The sequence below is a fragment of the Rhodococcus sp. 27YEA15 genome (genome assembly GCF_049739425.1).
In the GTDB taxonomy this organism is placed as follows: Bacteria; Actinomycetota; Actinomycetes; order Mycobacteriales; family Mycobacteriaceae; genus Rhodococcus_F.
This window is the reverse complement of the sequence record NZ_JBMHHW010000001.1, coordinates 3,204,901-3,227,387: the sequence shown is the minus strand read 5'-3', so window position 1 is coordinate 3,227,387 and position 22,487 is coordinate 3,204,901. Positions and strand designations below refer to the sequence as shown.

Genomic DNA, 22,487 nt, shown 5'->3' with positions numbered 1-22,487 from the left:
AGGTTTCTGTAAAATTTGTCACGTCAGCGCTCCCAATTGGCTCCGAACGACAATGTCAAGTCGCGCGGACTCATCCAGCGCCTTGGTGAGTTCCGTCGTCAGTCGCGCGAACTTCGCGTCGATTGGTTCGTCGTCCACGGACGATTCAGGTGTTCCGACATAGCGGCCCGGTGTCAGCGCCCAGGCGGCGGACTCGATCTGTTGCAATTTCGCGCTCTTGCAGAACCCCGGAACGTCTTCATACGTCCCGTTTGCAGATTGACGCCCACGCCACGTACGGAACGTGTTGCTGATGCGCTCGATGTCGTCGTCGGAGAGGGCGCGCTCGACACGGTCGACCATATATCCGAGCTCGCGGGCGTCGATGAAAAGAACTTCACCGCGTCGATCGATATTTCCCTTGCTGCCAATTCCCTTGTCCTTGGCGAAGAACCAGACACAGACTGGGATGGCCACCGAGCGGAACAGGTTGGTAGGCATGGTGATAACGCACGAGACCACATCGTCCTCGAGCATGGCGCGGCGGATATCGCCTTCACCGCCGGTATTTGAAGCCATGGTGCCGTTGGCCATGACGATCGCAGCCTCACCCTGCATCTTGAGCTTGCTCAAGATGTGTTGCATCCAAGCGTAGTTCGCGTTTCTGGCGGGCGGCACACCGTACTTCCAGCGTTTGTCGTCTTCGCTCCTAGACCAATCCTTGATGTTGAAGGGCGGATTCGCCATGACGAAGTCGGCCTGCATATCGGGGTGAATGTCGCGGGCAAACGTATCGCCCCAGCGGGAGCCGAGTCCCTGCGAGTCGATGCCGTGGATTGCGAGGTTCATTTTTGCCAACCGCCAGGTGCGCTCGTTGAGCTCCTGGCCGTATACGGCCAGGTTGGTCGGATCCTCGTTGTGCCGGGCAAGGAACTTCTCGGCCTGAACGAACATGCCACCCGATCCGCAGCACGGGTCATAAACGCGACCGTGATGCGGTTCGAGAATCTCCACCAGGGTGCGCACCAAAACGGGTGGGGTGTAGAACTCACCACCACGTTTGCCTTCGGCCTTCGCGAATTTGTCGAGGAAGTATTCGTACACCTCACCGAGTAGGTCGCGCGCCTTCGATGCGCCCTCGCCGGTGAACCGGGCCGAGTTGAAGAGGTCAACCAGCTCACCGAGACGCCGTTGGTCGATGTTATCGCGCCCGTAAATTGCCGGCAGGGTGGCTTCCAACGAGGTGTTGTCCTTCGCGAGCAGGCGCATCGCGGTATCGATCAGGTCCCCGACGCTCCGTGCGTCTTCGCTGGCGGAGGCCGCGATTCCCGTCGCGTTTGCGGAGATGAAACTCCAACGTGCTGCAGGTGCCACCCAAAAGACGCCGTTTCCGACGTATTCATCTACGTCTTCAAGGGTTTCGGCGATGTACGTGGCGTCTTCGCCATCCAACTCTGCGCTGATTGCCTCACGTCGCTCCTCGAAGGCGTCAGAGACATACTTGAGAAACACCAATCCGAGGACGACGTCCTTGTACTGACTCGCATCCATGGAGCCGCGCAGTTTGTCAGCGGCCTTCCACAGGGTGTCTTGAAGTTCTTTGGCTGTCGACGGAGCCAGGGGCTGTTTCGTCTTGGTTGTCATCACTCGGCTTTCGTTGTGTGGGACGTATGTACCGTGGCTGTCAGGCTGCCTGTGGACAGCCCTTCGGTGAGTACCGTTGCGAGCGCCTCTAGGTCTCGAAGTTGGTTGAGCAGAGATTGTTTTCGAGCTGCGACACGTTGCGCGATCTCGGTGATGGCCGGGACTGCGTCGACCGGGACAGTCTGCAACTGCCAGGTGCTGCGGTCCGATCCGGGTTGCGAGGCGATGTTCGCAGCAACTACAGCTGGGACCAGGCGACGGTCATGGCTTGCGTCGTCTTTGCACCGAAAGATTCTTGCCGGGGCCGCGACAGCATGGCCGCCGTGGTGGTCGACGAAAGCAGCGCACCCGCCGACGGTGACGTAGACAACGTCGCCAGGTTCGGTGAGCGTTGAGCGCGGTGCAACTTCTTCTAGCGTGAGACGGTCGATACCGCTCCGGCCCAGCAACATTGGATCGCGTACTTGGTCGGAACCGATCACCGCTACCCAGCCTGTCTGGGGGATATCGAGGTGCTCATCGGGAATCCGGGCCCCGGCGAGATCGCGCCCGAACCCTCGCAACGCCCGAGAGAAGGTGACGTGGCCTGACTGTGAGTCTGCGACTGACACGTCAATTCCGTCGAGGAGTCCCCGGTCCAATTCCCATACACGCGCCAGTCGCTCGCCGCCATCCGCCGGCACGCCCGTCGCAGGTGGTGCGGTCAACGTCGACTGTCGCAGGAAAACGTCGGACTTCAATACGCTGCTGGTGCGGAATGCGTGCGCGTATAGATCGATGGAATTGGACACCGCCGTTGCGATATCAGCGGCAATCGCCTCGCGAGCGGCGACGTCTGTCCTCGTATCCGAATGAGATCCGACCACTGTCCAGGTAGACGAAGGTCGGCCGAAGACCCAGACTGCGAGGCGGCGACGCCCACCGAATCGGCTCAGGCCCTTGGGGAGTTGCGCGACATAACGTAGGGGAGCGGTGTAGGACTCTGACGGGAGGAGTAGACGCCGTCGCCTGCTCGCGCCGTGGCGATCGGTCATGAGGTTGGCGGGCCCCACCACCAGCAGTAGGTCGAGTTCGCTCAGGTCCATCAGTAAGTTCTCGACATGGTCGAAGAACTCGGAATCGCTCGAAACTGACAGCCACTGCATGATGTGGAGAACGCCGATCGTATCGGCCGTGTTCGACCGGACCTCGGTATAGGGTTCGATCGGAAATTCTTGTGCAGCAAGACTTCTCCAGGCGACTTGGTCGCACGAGTGTTCGGGCGATGATGCCCGACGGCGGATAGTCCACCGCTCGCGCTCATCGGTACGCTTCGCGAGCGCATTCATCAATAGAAGGCTGCCAGACCCGGAGGGTGCGATCTCCCGGGGTTCAGCGCGCTGAACCTCGATAATTGCTGTAGTCAACAGGTCGTCGCCTGTCTGGGTCAGGGCCTCTCCAGCCCACGGTCCGCTGGGAGCGATCAAGCTGTCCACGACGTGTTGGAGTGCACTGCCTCCCGAGTATGCGGCCTCCGCCAACTCGTCGACCGCCTCGCGTAATGCGACGTCGCCAAGCGCGTCGAATGCCGTGGCTGGATCGAGGACTGATCCGATCCCGTGGGCGTCGATTGCCAGTACGGTATCGATCGGATCGGACTCGGCAAGCGGCTCACCCGTGATGTGGTGAAGTAGTAGAAGACCTGACGCACTCTCGATATCTTGCATCACACGTTCGAACGCGGACGAGTGTAGGGGTGATTCGATTTCTGCGTCGAGGTTGTTTCCGTGGCCCGTTTCGCGAAGCCACTGAACTACCTTTCCAGTGTCGAACTGAAGAGGGCTCTCATTGACCGGCGCCGGAAACGGCTGGTCGGAGGAGGCGAAACGCGCCCTCCACATGGAGACGACGGGCCGCTTCACCCGTGCGAGCTGCGCGATTCCCTGCATCGTTAAGGTTTGCACCGCCTGGCCTCCTTCCGGTTTCGTCTGCCATACGTTATCCGACCGAGTGATGAGCGTATGACAAACTACTGATAAGTACTCTTATCAGTCATATGGTTGCAACAGCGTCCTGCCATTCCAATGATCGAGTCACACCTCACGGAGGGACAGACAATGACTCGACACCGGATGAAGCCCCGCAGCCGAATGCAGCTCGACGGCTTGTACAGGATGGCTGCGCCTGGCTGCGAACCCTGGAAGCTCGAAGACCCGGTATGCGCGACCGGTAAACGACGGTTGCCGACGGAACATGCCGCCGCGGCGGCACTCCGTAACGCGCAACAGCTACGGGTCCGGCGCGCAAAGGGTAAGTACCGAGGAAAACTCGAGAATCGTGCATACGCCTGTGGTGCATGCGGCGGATTCCACCTCACGTCATTGACCGCGGAAGAATACGAGAGCCGCCGCGATTGATGGCAGGCGCTCGTCGGCGTGCGTCGAGGTTCGGCATACGCTGTGCGTCGGTGAGTGTTGGTGCTGTTTCGGCCGAATCGCAGCAAAGGAGTTGTAGGCCCGTGGATCTCGCGATAGATCTGGGTAATGGTGGACTCGTCGCGGCGCGTGACGCCGAGCGGCACCCCGGTTATCTATGCCCACACTGCTGCGCCCAGGTCCATCTGAGGCAAGGACCCGCGAAGATCGCGCATTTTGCGCACAACCCAGGTGAGGGAAGCGATCAGTGCGATCTATACCACCCCGGCTCGTCGCTGTACGGGATCGCGGGCGACCCGTTGGCAGACGGAGGCATGCCGCTGTATCTGCATCTGAATTCCGACGATCACGGTTGGACGATGTTTATCGAGTGCGACGTGCTCTCGATCGCAGAGAGTCGGAACACCGCGTATGGGCTTCTGTTTTTCGATGGCTTGGTGCTGAATCGGCCGGGCGAGCAACCGCGCAAGGTGCGGGCCGACGCCTTGGCTGCTGGATCCGGACGGAACCGGATCACGATCATACCGTCTCGGCAGAAGCTGTCGGTTCGTATGATCGGAACGTGGCCTCGGTCGATTCGATCGAATCGATGGCAACGGAATCTCGTGGGATTGCCGCGCGGTGGTGTAATTTTCGTGAAGTTTCGCGGAGGCACGTATCGGCGATACGATTCGATGACGTCGGTTTACTGGGGCGATTCCGTCGTAGTGGTCCGCCCCGACGGTGTCGCGCCTCCCGCTGAGTTCTCGCCACTCCAGTTGGGAACTGTCTCGACTACTGCAGGACCTTGGCATGCTTGGCGCGTAGTTCTTCCCTCGGTTGCGCGCTCTTCGGTGATCGACTGGCTGGCGAGCTTTGGCGTCGTAGTCGAAACCCGCCGCTCTCGCACACGCATAGTTACCCCTCCCGTCGAATATGCGGGCGACGGGACACCCCGATTCCTTTTGGGTGAACCAGTTGTCGTGACCGCAGCAGAAGCGGCGAGCATACTTATCGCCGAATCTGACGTCACGATAAGTGCGCTCAAGCTTCCCCGGCGCGCTCGGTCCGGCTCGGAGCAGGGAATTGCGGTAACTGCTATTGAATCGGGGTCACTGCGACTACGTACGAATGTTCCACGCGATGGAATCAATTCCGAAATTGTGACCGAGTCGTCTGTGAATCGCGACTCGTTCACGCCTATCTGGTTTCTACGCCATGGCGAAAGGATGCTCGCCCCGTTTAATGCCAGCGAAGAGACGGATATCGAGGCTCAGATTGAAATTCATTCGGAGCTGGCAGGATTGACGTTTACCGCGACTGTGCACAGCATGGATGGACGTGTGGAAACACGCCATAACGATGGCGCGCTACAACTGTCGAAATGGCTTCAGCTGTTTCGAGGGAACACCCGAATTATCGAGGTCGATGCTGGAAACCTGGGGTTCGCCCGCCTGGAGTTCGACACTGCGCCGTGTGTCATGCGAGAAGTTCCGGCAGCATCCCTGCAGCAGTCGGACTGGTTGACCGCTTACACGATTGCGTCCGAACTATCTGGCGATAACAGTGACCTTCGCTGGCGCAACCCAGATCAAATTCGTCCGAATCACTCCTCTATTATCGGCGCATGGTCGTAGTTCCTGGAACCCAGATAGTTGGCAGAGTCGAGTGGATATCGGATACGGGCAGAGCAGGGGTGGTCCCGGCCTACAATGATTTTGGGGCAGGTTGGGTGGATGTGGACTCGAACGATTATCCAACGCGCGGTCAGATAACTTGGCGAACGCAAAATTGGTCGGTTGATCGCGGATTGGTTGTTTTGTTCGAGGCAGCCGATAATCGTGGCGAAGATCATTTTGAGGTTAGGTCGCCGCAGTATTTGTGCCCGGTCGTCCATTATCCAGATTTCACTTACGACGAGGCGCTCGAGCGATTGATTGCAGGTAGGTTTCCTGCTGGGCCCGAGGTAGCCGCAGGCAAGGACATTTACGTATGGTGCAAGGGAGATCTGTTACTCGGACCGTTGACCCCGAAGATTGACGGCGACATGTACCTCGTTCCGTCCGACTCACTGCGATTCGAACAGGTTCCCTACCGCGAGAACGAAAGTGCCATTTTTCGATTTCCTGGAGGCGCGGCGTTCTGTGCACCGACTTCACCAATTACCGGAATTCTCGACTGCCGTCCGGACGCAGATATCTTGCGTACAGCAGTCCGGGACGCTGTTGGAGTGTCAGACAAGTCGGCTCTTGGCACACCGGAATTTCTTGCGACAAAAGCGCTGATGCAGAAAGCAGCAGACTCCCTGCGCGAAGGCGACGACATTGGTGACCGTCAATACAAATACGACCGCATGGTTCGTGCACTGAAGATTTGCCGTGACAGCGACGAGGTTCGCAGGCATTCGGCCGAACTATCGTCCCTCTTACTCGCGGATCCGGCGGTTGGGAAAGATCTCGATCGACGTAAAACCGAGCATCTCGCGGGCGCTTTTGCAGAAGCGAAAGACGAAGTGCAAGCGAAGTTGAAAGATGAGCAAGGCCAGCTAGACCGGATGCGTGAGGAGAATCTCGCGCTTGCACACGACAATGCCTGGCACGTCGCTGAGTTGGATCGATTACGCTCCGAGCTCAAGTCCACCCAGGCTTCGGCGTATCGGCAACTCGCGGCACTGGAGAACACGGTAAGCGATCGCGTGACAGATCTCGTCGCGGATGCGTCTGACCTACTGGCCGAGTCGGTCTTGTTGCGGGCGCTCGGCGTGGGCGCGTCTACACAGGCGCCCGCGATCCCCGCCGCAACGTCTCCGCTGCTCGCGTGGTCGCCTGGTTGGCGAACGACTCCGGTGACCGAGGCGCGGCCTCAGGACGAGTCCTTTGTGAGTGTTGGTCGAGAATCCGGAATTGATCACACTGTCCTGCAACGAATTCACGCCGCTGTTGTTGCCGAACTCATACCTGTTCTGACGGGCAACGGTGCGACAGCCGCGTTGAGTGCGTACGCCGCAGCTGTGTGTGGCGGCAGAATTGCGGCACTGCCTGTGGCACACGACTTTCTCCACCCGGTCGATCTTCTCGGCGTCCGCGCCGCTGATCCGCGGATAACTCGGATGCATGCGGGCCTCCTGTCGGGCGTGAGCGACGCCGTGCGTGAAGGCGGACCGGCATTGCTCGTTCTAGAAGCATTCAATCGTGCTCCAACCGAGTCCTATTTGATGCCGTGGCTACAGGTTCCCGATCGAGGTATCGCCGTCCCGGTGACGGCGCAGCAGATTCTTGGATCGGAACGAATCGTGCCTCACCAGAGTCTTCTCGTCGCTGCCACGGCTGTCGCCGGTCGCACCACCGCGCCGGTGAGTCCCGATCTGTGGGGGTTCGCCGTCGCGATCGACGTCCCGTGTCGTCCCTTCGGGACAGCGAAAGCGAGCACTGGCGCCCTCCCCCCGGTGCGCGATGCGGACACAAGTCTCGAGACGTTGGAGGATGCAGTCGCAGAGTACTGGCCCATCGACGACGGTGTGCTTGACACCGCACGCCGGTTTGCGTCGGCGCTGGAAGTAGTCGGTGAGGCCGACAAGATCCCAGCGTCATTGTCGGAATGTGTTCTCGTACCGGTGCTTTCGACGTCCATGGGAGGCCCCGATCTCGAGTTTGCAGTGAACGCGGTGCTGGACTGGAGCCGAACGTCTGAGTCGAAGGAGCGCCGCCGGTTGCACAGTTTGGCGCAACGATTCCACAGTAGGTTCGCGTGATTCCTGGTGCTCCGCGAATCACGACTCTGTCGGGTGAGGGTATCTCGGCCTATTTCCGGGCCGAGCTGGGTGTAGCCCGCGGTGCAACACCCGAAGGACTGACGTGCGAGCTGATCCGGGCCGTGGCCTGGGCCTCGACGGGGGGACGTGCACCGATCGGCACTCGGGTATTGCTTGATCGACTCATGGAACCGGCCTTGGCGATTGTGCAGCGCAAGGATGGCGTCGATGCCCGGCGCAACGAACTCCGCCGCATGATGGACACGCTGGCGATCGTGGGTGACCTTGTAGAGCTGCAGCGAGGTCAGTGGTTGTCGGCGAGCGGGTGCATCGTCCGACTCGATGCGAGTCCAACGCCGACATTCCTACTGATCAGCGGCATTCCGCTGCGTGAGTTCGATGAGGGGGCACGAACAGCCGTCGAGGTCGACAGTTCGCGTCGCATCATCCGTGACGCACGGTGTGTGAACCTTTTCGAGCTACCAGTCATCGGATATCAAGACTGGATGCGTGCACCTCGAATTCCGTTGCAGGACTGGACCGACGGTACGCTTGCCTTGCCACTTCGCCGCCAAAACGACGAGTGGGACGATGCTTGCGAAATACAGTTGTATGCGCCGCAGTTGGCAGCCGTGTACAAGCCGCAGTCGCACCGCTGGACGTCAGTGGACGGAAACCCTGACGGTAGAACCCTGGCGCGCTTCACGATGTTCGGAGAGACGATATATGCGGTTGTCGAGGTCGCGCGAGGTGCTATTGCTGGGATTCGTGAATGTGCCCCGCAGGACGTGCGCCGTCTGATGTACGGCCTCGACCAGCAACACAAGAACCCGACAGCCGCAACTTTGACCGCGGTAGCAGGTACCGGCACAACTTCCGTACGACTTCACAATGCTCTGCCCTACGCGGAGGCTCGCGGCATGCTGGCTCTGGTCGAGGATTCTGTCGATGCGCGTCCGTTGGTGACGCGGCACGGCGTAGCGGTTCGAACGCTGCTTGAAGGATTGGGAATACACCTCAGGGATGGCAGCGGTGCGTAGTCGACAATGACGTGAAAACGCCTGTGCGCGGTTGAAGAGTCCGAAGACTCCGCAACCGCGCACAGGGCCGAGAAGGCTAGCGAGAGAACAGCAGTGCTCGCTTGACTTCCTGGATCGCCTTGGTCACCTGGATGCCGCGAGGGCACGCATCGGTGCAGTTGAAGGTGGTGCGGCAGCGCCACACGCCTTCCTTGTCGTTCAGGATGTCCAGCCGCTCGGCAGCGCCTTCGTCACGGCTGTCGAAGATGAAGCGGTGCGCGTTCACGATGGCGGCGGGACCGAAGTAGCTGCCATCGCTCCAGTACACGGGGCACGACGTGGTGCAGCACGCGCACAGAATGCACTTGGTGGTGTCGTCGAAACGGGCACGATCGTGTGCGCTCTGGATGCGCTCACGGGTCGGCTCGTTGCCGGTGGTGATGAGGAACGGCTTGACGGCGCGGAACGCGTCGAAGAACGGCTCCATGTCGACGACGAGATCCTTCTCGACGGGCAGTCCCTTGATGGGCTCGACCGTGATGGTGACCGGCTTGCCGTCCTTGGGGAGCATGTCCTTCATCAGCAGCTTGCAGGCCAGACGATTCACGCCGTTGATCCGCATGGCGTCCGAACCACACACACCGTGAGCGCAGCTGCGACGGAACGTGAGGGTGCCGTCGAGGTAACCCTTCACGTACAGCAGCAGGTTGAGCAGACGGTCGGTGGGCAGTGCCGGGACCTGGAAACTGTCCCAGTGCTGGCCGTCGCCGGACTCCGGATTCATCCGCGCGATCTTGAGGGTGACCATGACGGCCCCCTCGGGAACAGCGGGGAGTTTGGGTGCATCTACAGCGGGTGCAGACATCAGTACTTACGCTCCATCGGCTCGTAGCGGGTCTGGATCACCGGCTTGTAGTCCAGACGGATGTCGGAGAGCAGACCGTCACCCTCCTTGTACGCCATCGTGTGCTTCATGTACTCGGCGTCGTTGCGGTCCGGGAAGTCCTCACGGGCGTGGCCGCCGCGCGATTCCTTGCGGTTGAGGGCACCGACGACGGTGACCTCCGCCATTTCGAGCAGGAAGCCCAGCTCGATGGCTTCGAGCAGGTCGCTGTTGTAGCGCTTGCCCTTGTCCTGGACCGTGATGTGGTTGTAGCGCTCTTTGAGGGCACGCACATCGGCGAGTGCCTGGGTGAGGCGCTCTTCGGTACGGAACACCGAGGCGTTGTTGTCCATCGACTGCTGCAGTTCGGTACGGATGTCCGCGACACGCTCGTGGCCGTGATCGGACAAGATGACGCCGACCCAGTCCTCGACCATGGCGGCCGGGGTCTCGGGCAGGTCGACGAAGTCGGTGGAGTTCGCGTACTCGGCGGCTGCGATGCCGGCGCGACGGCCGAACACATTGATGTCGAGGAGCGAATTGGTGCCGAGGCGGTTCGCGCCGTGCACGGAGACGCAGGCGCATTCGCCTGCGGCGTACAGACCCTTGACGATTTCGTCGTTGTTGCGCAGCACCTCACCGTTGATCTTGGTGGGAATACCGCCCATGACGTAGTGGCACGTCGGGTAGACGGGCACCGGCTCCTTGACGGGGTCCACGCCGAGATAGGTGCGCGAGAACTCCATGATGTCCGGGAGCTTCTCGTCGAGAACTTCCTCGGGGATGTGGGTCACGTCGATGTAGACGTAATCCTTGTTGGGGCCGGCGCCGCGGCCTTCGAGAACCTCGAGGACCATCGAGCGAGCCACGATGTCACGGGGTGCGAGGTCCTTGATGGTGGGGGCGTACCGCTCCATGAAGCGCTCACCGTCGGCGTTACGGAGAATGCCACCTTCACCGCGGACGGCTTCCGAGATCAAGATGCCGAGGCCGGCGAGTCCGGTCGGGTGGAACTGGTGGAACTCCATGTCCTCGAGGGGCAGACCCTTGCGGAAGATGATGCCCATGCCGTCACCGGTGAGGGTGTGCGCGTTGGACGTCGTCTTGTACATGCGTCCCGAGCCGCCGGTCGCGAAGATGATCGACTTGGCGTGGAAGATGTGCAGCTCGCCGGTCGAGAGCTCGTAGCAGATGACGCCGGTGGCAACCGGGCCGTCCTCGGTCTCGGTGATGGCGATGTCGAGCGCATAGAACTCGTTGAAGAACTCGACGTCGTGCTTGACGCAGTTCTGGTAGAGCGTCTGCAGGATCATGTGACCGGTGCGGTCGGCTGCGTAACACGCGCGGCGAACGGGTGCTTTACCGTGATCGCGGGTGTGACCACCGAAGCGGCGCTGGTCGATCTTGCCTTCGGGTGTGCGGTTGAACGGCAGACCCATCTTCTCGAGGTCGAGCACCGCGTCGATGGCTTCCTTCGCCATGATCTCGACGGCGTCCTGGTCGGCGAGGTAGTCGCCGCCCTTGACGGTGTCGAAGGTGTGCCACTCCCAGTTGTCTTCCTCCACGTTCGCCAGTGCGGCGCACATGCCGCCCTGGGCCGCGCCGGTGTGGCTGCGGGTGGGGTAGAGCTTGGTCAGTACGGCGGTGCGGGCACGGGGGCCTGCTTCGATCGCCGCACGCATGCCCGCGCCACCGGCGCCGACGATGACCACGTCATAACGATGTTCCTGCATGAAGTCTGTGCTCCCCTAGCTCGCCGAGATATTGGGGTCGAAGGTGAAGATGACGTACGTGCCCAGGCCCATGATCAGGATCATCGAGAGAACGAGGATCGTGGTCAGCCAGAAGCGCGTGGAATCCTTGCGGGAGTAGTCCGCGATGACCGTGCGCAGACCGTTACCGCCGTGCAGCTGTGCCAGCCACAACATCGTCAGATCCCAGACCTGCCAGAACGGGCTGGACCAGCGGCCGGCGACGAATGCGAAGTTCAGTCGGTGGACTCCACCGTCGAGCATCAGCATGATGAACATGTGGCCGAGCACCAGGACGATCAGTGCGACGCCGGAGAAACGCATGAACAGCCAGGCGTACAGCTCGAAGTTGTTCCGAGCCTTCGCGCGCGGTGAGCGCGGATTGTCCAGGCTGGCAGGACGGTCGTATGAGGTACCCAGGCTCTTGGCTTCGGGTCCGTGAGTAGTCGCCATGTCAGTGCTCCGCAAACATGTTGATGAGGATGCGTCCTGCACCCGGGATCATTGCCAGGAACCAGATCGCCAGAATGATCCAGAGCATGACGCGCTGGTACTTCGGGCCCTTCGACCAGAAGTCCACGAGCATCACGCGGATTCCGTTGAGGGCGTGATAGAGGACTACACCGACGAGGCCTATCTCCATGAGGCCGACGACGGGGTTCTTGTACGTGTCGATGACAGCGTCGTAGGTGTCGGGATTGACCCGGACCAGCGCTGTGTCGAGCACGTGTACGAACAGGAAGAAGAAAGTAGCGACGCCCGTGATCCGGTGTAGAACCCAGGACCACATTCCGGGGTCGCCCCGGTAAAGCGACCTCGTGCGCTCCTTCTGAGGAGCGGCTTCAGTCGTTGTACTCATCGAGTGCTGTGCCTCCAACGTCATTGGTGGACGCGCCGAGCCTGCAGAGAGCTTCGAGGTACTCAGCCCGGGCTCGACGGGATCCTGAACCGACTTGACTCAGACTCTAAACCTATGTGAAACCGGGAACTAATCAGATGCGGGATTCGTACACCCATCAAACTCTTTGTAAGGTTTGCCTTTCCAATGTTTGCGGCGTGGCTTTCTGCATCCATTCAGTTGTCGTGATTGGATGTTTCACCATGAGTGAAATCGACTGGAAGTTGTTGCGAGACAAAGCACAACTCGTCATGCTCCAGGCATACGCCCCATACTCGGGGTATGCGGTGGGTGCGGCGGCCCTGGTGGACGATGGTCGAATCGTCTCCGGATGCAATGTGGAAAATGTCTCATACGGATTGAGTTTGTGCGCCGAATGTGGACTGGTCGGTAACTTGGCGGCAACCGGCGGCGGGAGGTTGGTGGCCTTCAGTTGCTGCGACTCCGGTGGGGCGATTCTCATGCCGTGTGGGCGGTGCAGACAACTTCTTCTCGAACACGGCGGAGGTGCGATGCTTGTCGACAGCACGAGTGGGGTGCGGCCGTTGAGTGAGCTGTTGCCCGATGCGTTCGGACCGGAACAAGCAGAAGGGCTCCGGCATGTTTGACGCCGTTTCCATCATCACTGCCAAGCGTGACGGTCGTGAACTTTCCGGCACCGAGATCGACTGGGTGGTGCAGGCGTTCACCCAGTCGGTGATCGGCGACGAGCAGATGTCGGCACTCGCGATGGCCGTCTACTTCCGCGGAATGACGCGCGCCGAGACGGGTCGATGGACGCGCGCGATGATCGAATCCGGCGCCACGATGGACTTTTCGGACTTGCCGTTGCCGACCGTCGACAAGCATTCGACCGGTGGTGTCGGCGACAAGATCACTTTGCCGCTCGCACCGCTTGTCGCCGCGTGCGGAGTCGCGGTGCCCCAGTTGTCCGGTCGCGGCCTCGGGCATACCGGCGGCACCCTCGACAAACTCGAAGCGATCCCCGGTTGGCGTGCCGAGCTGTCCGCTGCCGAGATGGTCGAGATCCTCGCCGACCCGGCTGTGGGCGCTGTCATCTGTGCGGCAGGCGCCGCGTTGGCCCCGGCAGACAAGAAGCTCTACGCACTGCGCGACGTCACCGGAACCGTCGAGTCCGTGCCCCTGATCGCGAGCTCGATCATGAGCAAGAAGATCGCCGAGGGCACCAGTGCGCTGGTGCTCGACGTCAAAGTGGGTTCGGGTGCATTCATGAAGTCGATTGCCGACGCGCGGGAGCTGGCGCGAACCATGGTCGAGTTGGGTAACGACGCGGGGGTGCGGACCAGTGCCCTGATCACGTCCATGGACACCCCACTCGGACTGACAGCAGGTAATGCCCTCGAGGTTCGTGAGTCCGTGGAGGTACTAGCCGGTGGCGGCCCGGCCGACATCGTGGAGCTCACGCTCTTGCTGGCGCGGGAGATGCTGGCGGCCGCCGGAATCGACGACATCGATCCGGCCGACAAACTTGCCGACGGCAGTGCGATGGACCGGTGGCGAGCCATGATCGGCGCACAGGGCGGAGATCCCGACGCCGACCTGCCCACAGCGCGGCACACCGACGTGATCACAGCCGAACGCGACGGCGTCCTCTCCACGCTCGACGCGATGGCGGTGGGTGTCGCGGCCTGGAAATTGGGCGCCGGCCGCGAAAGGCAAGGCGAACCCGTACAGGCGGGTGCCGGAGTGCAGATGCACGCCAAGCCAGGAGACGTCGTCCGGCGTGGTCAACCGATGTTCACCCTGCACTCGGACACCCCGGAGCGGTTCGCAGCGGCACGCAGCGCACTCGACGGGCAGTGGTCTGTCGACGCCGTGGCGGGCGCGTCGCCGCGCCCGTTGCTCGTCGAGCGGGTTGTGGGGGAGTCGCGTTAGCGTTGAGTCATGAACGCACCCGTGTTGTCCACCATTTACAGCGCGCCCAAAGTTCTCCTCCACGATCATCTCGACGGCGGCCTGCGTCCGTCCACCGTTCTGGAACTGGCCACCGAATGCGGCTACGACGACCTGCCTGCTCATACAGCGCCCGAATTGGCGCGCTGGTTCAGGACCGCTGCCGACAGTGGCAGCCTCGAGCTCTACCTCGAGACGTTCGCGCACACGGTTGCCGTCATGCAAACGGCAGCCGGGCTGAGCCGGGTAGCTCGTGAGTGCGCCGAAGACCTCGCGGACGACAACGTGGTGTACGCCGAGGTCAGGTTCGCTCCGGAGCAACACCTCGAACGGGGGTTGACGTTGGACGAGGTAGTCGAGCATGTCCTCGAAGGATTCCGGGCCGGGGAGTCCGCAGCCGAGGCTTCGGGCCGGAAGATCCGCATCGGCTGTCTGTTGACGGCGATGCGTCACGCGGCACGATCACGGGAGATCGCCGAGCTGGCCGTACGGTTTCGTGATCGCGGCGTCGTCGGATTCGACATCGCCGGTGCCGAAGCCGGCAATCCGCCGAGCCGCCACCTCGACGCCTTCGAGTTCATGCGTGATGCCAATGCCCACTTCACCATCCACGCCGGTGAGGCATTCGGGCTGCCGTCGATTCACGAGGCCGTGGCCTTCTGCGGTACGGATCGGCTCGGTCACGGTGTGCGGATCGTCGACGACATCGTCGAGAGCGGCGACGGCGCCAAGCTCGGAAGACTCGCGAACTACGTCCGTGACATGCGAATTCCGTTGGAACTGTGTCCGAGTTCCAACGTGCAGACCGGCGCGGTGTCCAGGCTCGCCGATCACCCGTTCGGTCTGCTGGCAGCGCTGCGGTTCCGCGTCACCGTCAACACGGACAACCGATTGATGAGCGACACGAGTATGAGTCGAGAGATGGCAGCCCTCGTCGACACGTTCGGTTACGGCTGGACGGATCTGCAACGCTTCACCATCAACGCGATGAAATCCGCCTTCATCCCGTTCGACGAGCGGCTCGCCCTGATCGACGACGTCATCAAGCCCGGATACGCCGTGCTGGTCGGCTGACCACCGACCAGCACGTCACTACTCCGGGCGAAGCCGTGCTTCGAACGCCATCTCGAGTTCGCGCCACGATTCGGATTCCTTGGTGAACGGAGCACTCGGTGCCATCCGTGACGGGTCGGGATCGAGGAGATACGAGACGTACCAGCCGAGTTCGGTGGACATCGACAGCGCGGCCTCCGTCGCATCGTCCTTGGCGAAATCTGCTGCATCGGTGAACAACTCGACGGCAAGTTCCAGTTGTTCGGCGTCGACGACCTCCGGCCCCTCGGCCAGGTCGTCGGCGATACCCGGCAGGACGTAGACATTTTCGTCGGTAACGTCGACGTCGAGGGACCCGTCCACCGCAGCCATCCGGATTTCGTCGTACGTACTCACCTGAGCAAGGTCATGATCGTGGTTGTCGGCGAGATATCTCGCCAGAGCGCGTTCGGAGCGGAAGACGGTGATCGCACCGTCCTTGCCGAGGAACAGAGCGTCCTCGCCCATGTAGCAGCGCAAGGTGTAGTAGGTATCGGCCGAGGTGATGATGCGAATCGGATCGACACCTACCTCGCCCCAGAACGATTCGTCTTCTTCGTCGAACTCGTCTTCCTCGTCCTCCTCGTCTTCGTGGGCTGCTTCGGCCGCGTCGTCGGCATCGAGAGTGTTCTCGGCGGCGGCCAGCAACTCGGCCTCGGCCACTGCAACCGCTGCGGCGTCGACCGTCGGAGACGTGACGATCTTGTCGATGGCGTCGAGGACACCGTCCCAGTCCTTGGCGATCGCGGCACCGATCTGATTCCACAATGCGAGACCGTCACGTCCCTCGAACGTGGCGGCACCGGTGACCAGTGCACCGAGCACCGGGTGACCACTGAAGAAGCGGATGACCGGGTCCAGCTCGCAGACCTCACCGATGTTGCGTGCCATGTTCAGAGTGTCTTCGAGTTCGGAGACGACCGCAGCCTCCGGATCGCTCGCCGCGAGTTCCAGCACCCCGACGAAGTCGAAGGAGAAGTTCTCCTCAGGCTCGAGCTCGGCCGCCGACAAACCCGAGACCACGGCCCAGGCCGGATGCTCGACCAGGTCGTTGTCGTTGTCGGTGCGAATGAATGCGGCGAGTTCGGCGACGGACGAGAATCCGTACAGATCTTCCTCGTGGCCGAGGAACGCCTCCCACTCGTCGTCGCCCTCCCGCCACCGCGGCGCCCACAATGTGACGAGGTCGCCGTCGGTCAATCCGATTTCGATAGGGACGATGTCTCCAGCCATGGGCGGAAGCCTATCGACCCGGGTACCGCAGGCATAGTGCGGGCTGCTCAACCATCACGCAGTGACCTCGTCAACGAGGTCATGAGGCGGTCGCGCTCGACACCGGCCTGCTGAACGGCCTGGTGAATGGTGGCGACGGTCAGCGATGCGACGGTTCGTGCCTGCATGGACGTCACCGCGTCGGTGATCTGCAGTTCGACCAGCGTCCCGAGTCCGTTGACCGTGGCGGTGACGATGTTGCCAGGACTGACGGCGACCCCGCGAATGGCGTCGATTCCAACGAGGGTGTCCTGCATACGTCCGGTGCGGTCCTTTGCCCGGTCGAGGATCCGATCCATCTCGTTCACAGCTCACGCATCCAGGTAGCGGGGTAACGGTCGTGTACGGCCTGCGCCCGTGCGACCTGCTCCGCTGTGGCCAACCCGAGACGGTCCAGAACGGAAGCAGGCACGCCGCTGTCCTCGAGTTCGACCCGATGGCGGGCGCCGGCCTCGAGGCCCGCCCGCTCGCAGAGCGTGAGGATCTGGGCGGCCAGTCGGGCGCCGCCGTAGCGCAACTCGTCTTGATCGATTCGCAGATCTACCGGCACCGACTGCTCAGTGGCTCGAACTACTACCGTCCTGGCTCTGTTCGCGGCTACCGATGTGATGATCGGTGTTGGCTGCTGGGTATCGTCCGACATGATTCCTGTCATTCGGTTGGGCGGTAAAAGCCGTGAAAGCCCATGCCGCTGTTGGAAGTTCGAATTGCACTGACAGAGACCGGATCTCCGGCCTCGTCCAAGTGTGATTAACAGTCCCTATACGCTCACCCCCATGCGCGCCGTGATCTACACCCGAGTTTCCAGCGACCCCTCAGGTAAAGGTAGGTCTGTATCAGAGCAGGAAGCGGACTGCCGCGCAATCTGTAAACGCGAAAAATGGCCCGTCGCCGAAGTCCTCACCGACAACGACATCGGCGCCAGTCGACACTCCGGGAAGCATCGCCCCGCGTACCAGCGGCTCATGGAAATCCTCACAGACGGTGACGTCCTAGTCACCTGGGAAGCGTCCCGAGCGCAGCGTGACATGCGCGCATTTGTTGAGCTCAGGGACTTGTGCGCGGCCCGCGGCGTGCTCTGGTCCTACTCTGGCCGCCTCTATGACCCATCCCGAGGTGACGACAGATTCAGCACCGGACTCGACGCGCTCCTCGCCGAAAAAGAAGCCGAACAGAACCGCGAGCGCGTCCTTCGAGCAAAACGCGCAGGCGCGCTTGAGGGCAGACCGAATGGACGCCTACCGTACGGCTACCGGCGATCCATCAACATGCGAACCGGCGAGACCGACGCCTGGATACCAGACGAAGAGGAAGCCCCCATCGTGCGGGAAATCTTCACGCGAGTCCTCGACGGCGAATCACTCTGGTCGATCACAAGAGATTTCATCGCCCGCGGCGTTCCAGCCCCTAGCACGCAAAGGAATGCCGCAGGAGAGTGGAGGGCGCAGCGCATGCGCGTGATGATCATCCGACCCACCTACGCAGGACTGCGGACCCACGGATCGGAAATCATCGGTAAAGGCACTTGGGAACCGATCGTCACCGAAGACGATCACCGACGGCTCGTTGCCATCCTCACGGATCCGGCACGCTCAACCCAGCGCGGCCACGAACCCGTACACCTCCTGACCGGTATAGCAACCTGCGGCATATGCGGTAGCGGAGTCAGATACTTCGGGCCGAAATCCCTGAAGACGCCCAGATATGTGTGCGAAAAGTCGTCATGCGTAGCCCGCAGAACAGACAAGATCGACGATTTCGTCGAGGAGCTAATTATCCAAATGGCGATACATCCTCCGAATTTCGAGCCGATGAGCGCGAGCGCATCCGACGACGGCAGAATGGCATTCAAAGAGGCCGCCGAACTGCGCGCAGAGCTCAAGGATTATGCGCGGAAGGCATTCGATTTGGGCATCAGCCTCGAAACCCTTGCCGAGTACGAGAGGTCCGCCAGGGCGAAAATCGAGGCGGCAGAGAATCTAGCCCGAAGCTCCGCGCGATCGCCACTCCTTGCGGTCCTAGCTGGCCCTGACGCAAGAAGTCAGTGGGAGCTGATGGGAATTCCGGATAGACGAGAGGCTGTCCGCTCACTGATTACTGTCACCATCAATCGGTCGACTGTGGGCACGCGAGGGTTCACGCATGCGGATATCGACTACGCGCCAAGGTCCGGATTCACTTTTCCGAATCTCCGGTCGATTCAGTGACGTTAGCCTGACTGATCGACGCCTCCCCCAGGGTCACGTTCACCTGCTCCGCGTCGATGATCGGAGTATCCATGTCGATCACCAGCTCCGGGATAGGCAAGCCCTGTCCAACGCGGGACAAGATCCGCATTATTACCGCCATTGTTTCCGCGAGCTTGTCCGGTGGAATCCGCGAAACGAGCGGCGCGAATACCCCGAGCATGTCGCTGATCTCGTGAGTAATTAGTCCGTAATCGGACGGGGTTACTCCGAGGGTTCCGAATATTTTTTCGAGGTTATCCTGCTGCCCCGCGGCCCCGTTTTCGATGCCCTTAATCGTCGAAACAGGGACGTCGGATTCGCTGGATAACTTTTCTCGGGTCCACCCAATTGTGGTGCGAATGGCCCTGATCTGTGGGCCGTAAGACCTCCGCCTGGCCTCGTCCATGGTCACTACTCCGTCATGCAGGCGCGCGGCTGTCATGCCGACACGGTATGTGTAGGTGCTGGTTACGGCAATCGCATGCCCGATTCCATCACCGAATCCAAAGAGACGGTAATAGACTCCATTGCTAACTAAACGGACATCCGTCTAACTGACTTTCGCCCTCGCGGGCCTTTCGATGGAGATTGCACATGAGTGACCGGGTCGACTTCATCTGCCCAAGTCTTGCTGTCACAGATATCGAGTTGGCTGCACTCGGAATTGTCCCCTGCAGTCCCGAAGGGGACATCATCTACCGGATGCGCAGGGGCGTACTGATGGCTGAGATTGGGGCACTGGTCGTAATGGGGTCACTGATTCGAGTGATCCCTAGGCTCGAGTGCAATGACCGCCAGTCGGCCCTACTGCTCGGTGCAGCGGAAGTCGCTTTTCATGAGCAGCCCACCCGCGCCGGCGGCTGGTGGCCTACCGGCGACGGCGAGCGGTGGACGACGTACGTGTCTGTGGCAGTTCCTGCGTCTCACCCGGTGTCAATGGCTGTCCGATCGGATCGTCGGGGTGACCATCAGAACGAGCGAGCCGCATAGCTGCGCTGGGGTCTATCTCATTCATGGGGGCTCCGCGAGGCCCAGCTTCTCCATCAGTCGTCGGATCGCTCGGCGTGCCCTGCGTGCGCGTGTCTTCATTTCCCTGAACCCTTCGCTTGATCTCATTCAGCAGTGCGTCTATTGACACCTGCTGTAGGTCGAGGACGGTCTGCCTGTCGTTGTCGGCCACGGTTCCTAGCGCTCTGGCTGCGACGTCTCGGATGGTCTCAATAGAGACGCCCTCGAATGCGGTGGCCAAACCTTCCATGGTCTTCAGTTCTGGCATCTGCCCTAGGTGGTCGCGCTTGTCATTGAGCAGCTTTGAAATGTGCTGCCGTGACAGGCTCGATCGCGCTGAAAGCTCTGCCGGCTTCCACCCGCGAATGTCGATCTGCTCTTGGATGAAGCGGCTGAACTCGTTCACAAGACAAAGCCTCCGTGGCGGTGGGAAATTGCACAAGCGGCCGCATTTTGACGTGTCAACCTGGCGGCGATTTATTCGACCACGATTCTGTCAACTAGGAGGCGATAGTTCCAAACATGCCCTGACCTGCGACCTGCATAACTACACGGATGTAAGTGTTGACAGATTGTCAACCGATAGGCGATAGTTTGTCGCATAGTTGTTGACAACAAACTTCGAGAGGGGCAGACTATGGCTACCGCAATCCGGCGGAGAAGGATGAGAGGCGTATGGATGCAGGTTCGAGATCCTGAGCTACTCGTCGCCTACATGAACAACAAGGACTTCAGCCAGTCCCGGCTCGCCCGCTACGTCGGGTGCTCGAGGCAGTTTGTTCACATGTTGGCGACGGGCGAAAGAACCACTTGCACCAAGCAGGTGGGGGAGTTGATCGAAGAAGCGCTCGGCGTTCTGCCCGGCACTCTTTTTTTGGCCAAAAAGTCCCCCACTGTGCGTCACAATGTCGCCAAGAAGGCGACAGGTGCTGTGCAGGCGGCATGAAAAAAGCCGCCACCTGTGGTCGCAGGCGGCGGCTAAGTCAATCCCAAATCTACAAGAAAGGAATCTGATGTCAGATTCTATCGCAACCGACCTCGCTAGGCTCCGCATTCAGCTGGTCGCCACAATCCTGCCTGCACGCAGCACCACGGGGCGACTCACTCGCGCAGAGCGCCGTGAACGCGACATGCGCCGCTCCATTGTCAACGATATTGACGCGCTAGTGAAGCCCATCGCAGAGCGGGCGCGCAGGGCTGAGTGGGGGTTCGCAATAGGAATGGCCCAGGGCGCTGGCGAACTCCACACCAGCAGGGTTGGGCATAACTCGGCAGGTATCACCGAGCCCGTCCTCCCCGAATCGGACGCGAAGGTCACGCTCATGTCGCTCGTCTCGGCAGCGGAGGACGCTGCGACGGACCTGCGCACGGTCAAGAAGATTTACGACAAGGCCAATCAGGCAGCGAAGGAGTCGGCCCGGAACCTCGACGCTGCACGCGAAGCGGCAGTAGCCGCCGAGTCGGACCTGATCGAGTTCATCCGCAACGGCGGTGAGCCAGCATGAGCGAACTCGACCTCTTCAGTCACATCGAGTCCCCGTTCGATTCGATCCGCCAGGTCCGTCCAGACGGCCCCGAGTTCTGGTCGGCACGCGATCTCATGCCGCTACTCGGATACGACAAATGGGAGCGGTTCACGGGATCAATTGATCGGGCAATCGCGACCGCGCAGAACTCGGGGCAGCAGTCAGGATTTTCCCGCCTCCGGGAAAATCTCCCGGGGGGAACGAAGCCGCGCGAAGACTTCCGCCTCTCCCGCTTCGCTTGCTACCTCGTGGCAATGAATGGCGACCCTCGCAAGCCCGAGGTCGCCGCCGCACAGGCATACTTCGCGATCCGCACCCGCGAAGCTGAGGCGACACCGAAGCCCGCCCAGCTGTCGCGGCTGGACCTGATCGAGATCGCCCGCGCAGCCGAGGTTGAACGACTGGCACTCGAAGCGAAGGTCTCTGAACTCGCCCCGAAGGCGGAGTACGTTGACACCTTCGTTACCGACGCGGACCTCCTCAGCTTCCGAACCGTAGCATCCACTCTCGAGACTCCAGAGTCCGAGCTTCGCAAGATCCTGATCGAGCACGGATGGATCTACGTCGAGACCGCTACGCGCTGGTCTGAATCGCAGCAGAAAAAAGAGACCATCAACCGGTACTCGGAGTACTCGAACAAGAAGTCGTACTTCCGCCGTATCGAAGAGCATAAGGCCCCCCGCTTTCGTGGCGAGGTCATGCACACGTTGAAGATCACCCCTCCCGGCGCCCAGGCGATTGCGAAGGCCGTCTCCCGCTGGGTGGCTGGCGATCAGGAGGCGGCATGAAGCCGATCGCCCCGCCGATCCTCCCGAAGCGCGCACCTTGGACCGACGACGATGCCCGGCATCTCGAGAAGGTTCTCGCGACTATGCCGGTCTGGAACTCGGAGCAGAGCGCTGTAATGCGGCGACTATTCCAGTCTGCGGCCGACAAGATGGCGGCAGAAGTGGAGGCCGCAGCATGACCGTCCACTACGACGGCCTTCCCGTCGAATCCATTGAGCCTGTGAAGCCCGCTCAGACGTGTGATCGCGAGTATGGCGGCTACTACCGCATCGAGTTCGTCGGTGGCGGCACCGCCGGCGCGTTCGGCGACGAGCTCCACATCCTCCCCGCGTAACCCTCCA

24 protein-coding genes are annotated in these 22,487 nt (G+C 61.2%); 13 read left to right on the top strand and 11 right to left on the bottom strand.

All coding sequences use genetic code 11. The features are described from left to right. Positions 1-18: 18 nt before the first annotated feature. Together ABH922_RS15305 and ABH922_RS15300 are read right to left on the bottom strand one after the other, a co-directional pair. Complete coding sequence (locus tag ABH922_RS15305; protein WP_424809683.1) at positions 19-1,623, bottom strand: type I restriction-modification system subunit M; 1,605 nt, start codon at positions 1,621-1,623, stop codon at positions 19-21. Then, positions 1,623-3,329 (bottom strand): hypothetical protein, encoded by a 1,707-nt coding sequence (locus ABH922_RS15300; RefSeq protein ID WP_424807732.1) that lies wholly within the window; start codon positions 3,327-3,329, stop codon positions 1,623-1,625. The genes ABH922_RS15305 and ABH922_RS15300 overlap by 1 nt, the downstream gene beginning before the upstream one ends. A 390-nt stretch (positions 3,330-3,719) precedes the next feature. On the opposite strand from ABH922_RS15300, the gene ABH922_RS15295 reads away from it, so the two are divergent. The 4 genes from ABH922_RS15295 to ABH922_RS15280 all read left to right on the top strand — a co-directional run bounded on the left by ABH922_RS15295 (position 3,720) and on the right by ABH922_RS15280 (position 8,807). After that, the gene (locus ABH922_RS15295; RefSeq protein WP_424807731.1) at positions 3,720-4,019 is read left to right on the top strand and encodes a hypothetical protein; all 300 of its coding nucleotides are present in this window, start codon (positions 3,720-3,722) and stop codon (positions 4,017-4,019) included. A gap of 101 nt (positions 4,020-4,120) precedes the next feature. Beyond that, a complete protein-coding gene (locus tag ABH922_RS15290) occupies positions 4,121-5,653 on the top strand; it encodes a hypothetical protein (RefSeq protein ID WP_424807730.1) in 1,533 nt (510 codons plus the stop codon). A gap of 647 nt (positions 5,654-6,300) precedes the next feature. Beyond that, the gene (locus ABH922_RS15285) at positions 6,301-7,767 is read left to right on the top strand and encodes a hypothetical protein (RefSeq protein ID WP_424807729.1); all 1,467 of its coding nucleotides are present in this window, start codon (positions 6,301-6,303) and stop codon (positions 7,765-7,767) included. Beyond that, a complete protein-coding gene (locus ABH922_RS15280) occupies positions 7,764-8,807 on the top strand; it encodes a hypothetical protein (protein ID WP_424807728.1) in 1,044 nt (347 codons plus the stop codon). The genes ABH922_RS15285 and ABH922_RS15280 overlap by 4 nt, the downstream gene beginning before the upstream one ends. A 76-nt stretch (positions 8,808-8,883) precedes the next feature. On the opposite strand, the gene ABH922_RS15275 is transcribed toward ABH922_RS15280, so the two are convergent. Genes ABH922_RS15275 through sdhC form a run of 4 tightly spaced genes read right to left on the bottom strand, consistent with a single transcriptional unit; the run spans position 8,884 to position 12,279 of the window. Continuing rightward, complete coding sequence (locus ABH922_RS15275; protein ID WP_424807727.1) at positions 8,884-9,651, bottom strand: succinate dehydrogenase iron-sulfur subunit; 768 nt, start codon at positions 9,649-9,651, stop codon at positions 8,884-8,886. After that, positions 9,651-11,402: a succinate dehydrogenase flavoprotein subunit gene (gene sdhA / locus ABH922_RS15270; protein ID WP_424807726.1), complete on the bottom strand. Its 1,752-nt coding sequence runs from the start codon at positions 11,400-11,402 to the stop codon at positions 9,651-9,653. Before sdhA ends, ABH922_RS15275 begins: the two co-directional genes overlap by 1 nt. A 15-nt stretch (positions 11,403-11,417) precedes the next feature. After that, positions 11,418-11,873 (bottom strand): succinate dehydrogenase hydrophobic membrane anchor subunit, encoded by a 456-nt coding sequence (locus tag ABH922_RS15265; protein WP_424807725.1) that lies wholly within the window; start codon positions 11,871-11,873, stop codon positions 11,418-11,420. Position 11,874: 1 nt separating this feature from the next. Then, positions 11,875-12,279: a succinate dehydrogenase, cytochrome b556 subunit gene (gene sdhC, locus ABH922_RS15260; protein WP_424807724.1), complete on the bottom strand. Its 405-nt coding sequence runs from the start codon at positions 12,277-12,279 to the stop codon at positions 11,875-11,877. Positions 12,280-12,521: 242 nt separating this feature from the next. Between sdhC and ABH922_RS15255 the strand changes: the two genes are divergently transcribed. The 3 genes from ABH922_RS15255 to ABH922_RS15245 are packed head-to-tail and all read left to right on the top strand — an operon-like array spanning position 12,522 to position 15,306. Then, a complete protein-coding gene (locus tag ABH922_RS15255; RefSeq protein WP_424807723.1) occupies positions 12,522-12,926 on the top strand; it encodes a cytidine deaminase in 405 nt (134 codons plus the stop codon). Next, positions 12,919-14,214 (top strand): thymidine phosphorylase, encoded by a 1,296-nt coding sequence (locus ABH922_RS15250; protein WP_424807722.1) that lies wholly within the window; start codon positions 12,919-12,921, stop codon positions 14,212-14,214. Before ABH922_RS15255 ends, ABH922_RS15250 begins: the two co-directional genes overlap by 8 nt. Positions 14,215-14,223: 9 nt before the next feature. Beyond that, positions 14,224-15,306, top strand: a complete 1,083-nt coding sequence (locus ABH922_RS15245; RefSeq protein WP_424807721.1) for an adenosine deaminase — start codon at positions 14,224-14,226, stop codon at positions 15,304-15,306. 18 nt (positions 15,307-15,324) lie between these two features. Here the strand turns inward: ABH922_RS15245 and ABH922_RS15240 are convergent, their stop codons facing one another. The 3 genes from ABH922_RS15240 to ABH922_RS15230 are packed head-to-tail and all read right to left on the bottom strand — an operon-like array spanning position 15,325 to position 17,239. Continuing rightward, the gene (locus ABH922_RS15240; protein ID WP_424807720.1) at positions 15,325-16,557 is read right to left on the bottom strand and encodes a primosomal protein; all 1,233 of its coding nucleotides are present in this window, start codon (positions 16,555-16,557) and stop codon (positions 15,325-15,327) included. Positions 16,558-16,604: 47 nt separating this feature from the next. Next, the gene (locus ABH922_RS15235; RefSeq protein WP_424809682.1) at positions 16,605-16,895 is read right to left on the bottom strand and encodes a YbaB/EbfC family nucleoid-associated protein; all 291 of its coding nucleotides are present in this window, start codon (positions 16,893-16,895) and stop codon (positions 16,605-16,607) included. 5 nt (positions 16,896-16,900) lie between these two features. Further along, on the bottom strand, positions 16,901-17,239 hold the full coding sequence (locus ABH922_RS15230; protein WP_424807719.1) for a hypothetical protein: 339 nt from the start codon (positions 17,237-17,239) through the stop codon (positions 16,901-16,903). A 133-nt stretch (positions 17,240-17,372) separates the two neighbouring features. Here ABH922_RS15230 and ABH922_RS15225 point away from each other — a divergent pair, with 133 nt between their 5' ends. Continuing rightward, positions 17,373-18,803 (top strand): recombinase family protein, encoded by a 1,431-nt coding sequence (locus ABH922_RS15225; RefSeq protein ID WP_424807718.1) that lies wholly within the window; start codon positions 17,373-17,375, stop codon positions 18,801-18,803. Here the strand turns inward: ABH922_RS15225 and ABH922_RS15220 are convergent. Beyond that, positions 18,772-19,266 (bottom strand): helix-turn-helix domain-containing protein, encoded by a 495-nt coding sequence (locus ABH922_RS15220; protein ID WP_424807717.1) that lies wholly within the window; start codon positions 19,264-19,266, stop codon positions 18,772-18,774. The genes ABH922_RS15225 and ABH922_RS15220 overlap by 32 nt on opposite strands. 426 nt (positions 19,267-19,692) lie before the next feature. Beyond that, on the bottom strand, positions 19,693-20,238 hold the full coding sequence (locus ABH922_RS15215) for a helix-turn-helix domain-containing protein (protein ID WP_424807716.1): 546 nt from the start codon (positions 20,236-20,238) through the stop codon (positions 19,693-19,695). Between the two features lie 258 nt (positions 20,239-20,496). On the opposite strand from ABH922_RS15215, the gene ABH922_RS15210 reads away from it, so the two are divergent. The 5 genes from ABH922_RS15210 to ABH922_RS15190 all read left to right on the top strand — a co-directional run bounded on the left by ABH922_RS15210 (position 20,497) and on the right by ABH922_RS15190 (position 22,480). Beyond that, on the top strand, positions 20,497-20,778 hold the full coding sequence (locus tag ABH922_RS15210; protein WP_424807715.1) for a helix-turn-helix domain-containing protein: 282 nt from the start codon (positions 20,497-20,499) through the stop codon (positions 20,776-20,778). Between the two features lie 67 nt (positions 20,779-20,845). After that, positions 20,846-21,337: a hypothetical protein gene (locus ABH922_RS15205; protein ID WP_424807714.1), complete on the top strand. Its 492-nt coding sequence runs from the start codon at positions 20,846-20,848 to the stop codon at positions 21,335-21,337. Continuing rightward, the gene (locus tag ABH922_RS15200; protein WP_424807713.1) at positions 21,334-22,146 is read left to right on the top strand and encodes a phage antirepressor KilAC domain-containing protein; all 813 of its coding nucleotides are present in this window, start codon (positions 21,334-21,336) and stop codon (positions 22,144-22,146) included. The genes ABH922_RS15205 and ABH922_RS15200 overlap by 4 nt, the downstream gene beginning before the upstream one ends. Further along, positions 22,143-22,325: a hypothetical protein gene (locus tag ABH922_RS15195; protein WP_424807712.1), complete on the top strand. Its 183-nt coding sequence runs from the start codon at positions 22,143-22,145 to the stop codon at positions 22,323-22,325. The genes ABH922_RS15200 and ABH922_RS15195 overlap by 4 nt, the downstream gene beginning before the upstream one ends. Further along, a complete protein-coding gene (locus ABH922_RS15190; RefSeq protein WP_424807711.1) occupies positions 22,322-22,480 on the top strand; it encodes a hypothetical protein in 159 nt (52 codons plus the stop codon). Before ABH922_RS15195 ends, ABH922_RS15190 begins: the two co-directional genes overlap by 4 nt. The last annotated feature ends 7 nt before the right edge of the window (positions 22,481-22,487 follow it).